This is a genomic window from Dietzia sp. DQ11-71, assembly GCF_014144995.1.
GTDB classification, from domain to species: domain Bacteria; phylum Actinomycetota; class Actinomycetes; order Mycobacteriales; family Mycobacteriaceae; genus Dietzia; species Dietzia kunjamensis.
Genome location: NZ_JAALDT010000109.1, coordinates 1 through 2,900, shown reverse-complemented (window position 1 = coordinate 2,900; position 2,900 = coordinate 1). Strand labels below are relative to the sequence as shown.

General features: G+C 71.4%; 2 protein-coding genes. Both read right to left on the bottom strand.

Annotated elements, in window-relative coordinates:
- Positions 1 to 66: 66 nt before the first annotated feature.
- Positions 67 to 1,701 carry a lysine--tRNA ligase gene (gene lysS / locus G6023_RS04425; RefSeq protein WP_182634193.1) on the bottom strand — a complete coding sequence of 545 codons (1,635 nt, stop codon included), beginning with the start codon at positions 1,699 to 1,701 and terminating at the stop codon, positions 67 to 69.
- A gap of 62 nt (positions 1,702 to 1,763) precedes the next feature.
- On the bottom strand, positions 1,764 to 2,696 hold the full coding sequence (glsA, locus tag G6023_RS04420) for a glutaminase A (RefSeq protein ID WP_067711597.1): 933 nt from the start codon (positions 2,694 to 2,696) through the stop codon (positions 1,764 to 1,766).
- Positions 2,697 to 2,900 lie beyond the last annotated feature (204 nt).

Here is a 2,900-nt window from a genome sequence, read left to right as displayed (position 1 = left end):
GCGCGGGGGCGCCTTGACCGGCGACCCGAGCGCCGACCGGGCCGCAGCCCCACCCGGCCGCCGCCGTCAGTCGCGTGGCAGCGGCTTGACCATCGGGAACAGGATGGTCTCGCGGATGCCCAGGCCGGTCAACGCCATGAGCAGTCGGTCGATCCCCATCCCGAGCCCGGTGGTCGGCGGCATGCCCTGCTCCATCGCGGCGAGGAATTCCTCGTCGAGCACCATCGCCTCGTCGTCACCCGCCGCCGCGAGCCGTGCCTGGTCCTCGAAGCGCTGACGCTGGATGACGGGATCGACGAGCTCCGAGTAGCCGGTCGCCAGCTCGAATCCGCGGACGTACAGGTCCCACTTCTCGGTGACCCCGCGGTCGGTGCGGTGATCGCGGGTCAACGGCGAGGTCTCCACGGGGAAGTCCCGCACGAAGACCGGTCCGTCGAGCTGATCGCCGCACAGGTGCTCCCAGAGCTCCTCGACGAGCTTGCCGTGCAGCCACCCCTGGCCACTGGGGACCTCGAGACCGACCTTCCCCGCCAGTTCGGTGAGCTCGTCGACCGTCGAGTCGACCGTGACGGGGTCCTCGTCGTCGTCCCCCACCACCCCGGGGTGCTTGGCGCGCAGCGCCTCGTTGAGGGACGGGTACATCCGCATCTCGCGCCACTGCCCGCCGAGGTCGTACTCGGTGCCGTCGGCGAGCGTGACCGTCGTGGAGCCGAACACCGCGTGCGCGACCTCCTGGATGACCTCGCGGATCATTGTGGCCGAGGTGTCGTAGTCCCCGTAGGCCTGATAGGTCTCGAGCATCGCGAACTCGGGACTGTGCGAGGAGTCCACGCCCTCGTTGCGGAAGTTGCGGTTGATCTCGAAGACCCGCTCGATCCCGCCCACCACGCACCGCTTGAGGAACAGCTCGGGGGCGATGCGCAGGTACAAGTCCAGATCGAGCGCGTTGGAATGGGTGATGAACGGCCGGGCCGCCGCGCCGCCGTGCAGCGTCTGCAGCATCGGCGTCTCCACCTCGAGGAAGCCGCGCCTCTCCAGCGCGTCACGCAAGGCGCGGACCACCTTGATGCGCGTGATGGCGTTGCGGCGGGCGGCGTCCCGCATGATCAGGTCGGTGTAGCGCTGGCGGACGCGCGTGTCCTCGCTCAGCTCCTTGTGCGCCACCGGCAGCGGGCGCAGCGACTTGGCCGCCAGCACCCAGGAATCGGCCATGACGGACAGCTCACCGCGCTTGGACCGGACGACCCGGCCGGTCACCGAGACGTGGTCACCCAGGTCGACGTCCTGCTTCCACGCGTCGAGCCGCTCCTGGCCGACGGCTGCCAGCGAGAGCATCACCTGCAGCTGCGGCGTGAGCGGTCCCACCTCCCCCTCCGCCACCGGGGCGGACAGGTCCGCCGACGGGTCGAGACCGTCCTGCAGGCGCACGAAGCACAGCTTGCCGGTGTTGCGGATGAACAGGACCCGGCCCGCCACCGAGACCCGGGCGTCGGTCTCCTCACCCGGTTCCAGCGCGGTGAAGCGGGGGTCCGAGGTGATCTCGGCGAGCCCGTGGGTACGGGGGACCTCCACCGGGTAGGCCTGCGCCCCGGAGTCGAGGATGCGCTGCCGCTTGTCGCGGCGGATGCGCAGCTGCTCAGGGGTGTCGTCGGCGGGCTCACCGGTGGCGGCCCCGGGCGCGGCGGGAGTCGAATCGGTCACGACTGTCGAGGATAGTCGTGACCGGCCCGGGGACCGAACCCGTGGGCTGCGACCCGTCGGCCTCAGGCCATGTCGAGGACGTGCAGCTCCAGTCGGTCGGACAGCGCCTCGATCGCGGCGGCGGCGCGCACACTGTTGCCGTGCTCGTCCAACCGGGGCGAGTACGCGGCCACCCCGAGCCGGCCGGGCACCACCGCGAACAGGCACCCCGAGACGCCGCTCTTGGCGGGCAGACCCACCTGGTAGACCCAGTCCCCGGCCGCGTCGTACATGCCGCACGTGAACATCACACTGTTGGCGTAGCGCACCGCCCGTCGACCCAGGACCTGCTCACCGTCACCCGGCAACCGTCCGCCGCCCGCGAACATCGCGGCCATGTGCGCCAGCTCGCGGGTGTCCACCCGGATCGCGCACTGCCGGCCGTACCCGGACACCACCTGGTGGGGGTCGTCGGCCAGGGTGCCCTCCTCCGCCAGCAGATGCGCGAGCGCCTGGTTCCGGTGGGCGCTCCGGGCCTCGATGTCGATGATCTGCTGGTCGACCTCGACCTCCCGGCCCACGAGGCGGGAGAACATCACGCGGATCTGTTCGAAACGGGTGTCCTCGTCGTCGTCCTCCTCCCCCACCAGCGCGTGCGCGGCGAGCGCGCCGGCGTTGACGAGGGCGTTGGGGGCGCGGCCGGTGCCGGCCTCGAGGGAGATCTCGTTGAACGGGTCCCCGGAGGGTTCCACCCCGATCCGCTTCGCGACCACGTCGACGCCCTTCTGGTCCAGCGCGAGCGCGTAGACGAACGGTTTGGACGCGGACTGCAGGTCGAAGAGCGTCTCGTCATCACCGGCCGAGACGACGTGGCCGTCCAGGTCGCAGACCGCCAGCGCGAGGGCGTCCGGGTGGGGATGCTCGTAGTCGCCGAGGTGGGGGACGACGTCGCCGGAGGCGTCCTCCCGGACCTCGTCGAGGATCTCGGCCAGCAGGTCCGCGGAGATGTCCGTCATGGTGCGACCGTACCGGCGCCGGCGTGCCGACGCCCCCGGTCGACCGGGCTCAGTGTGCCGAAATGGCCGAGCGCTCCCGCAGCAGGTGGTCGGCCCCGGAGAGCAGGGCCAGCGCCCGGGCGGCCCGGAGTGCGTCGTGGCCGCCGTCCACCGCGCGGACACCGCGGACGCCACGCGAATGGAGCTCCAGGGCGAACAGTTCGG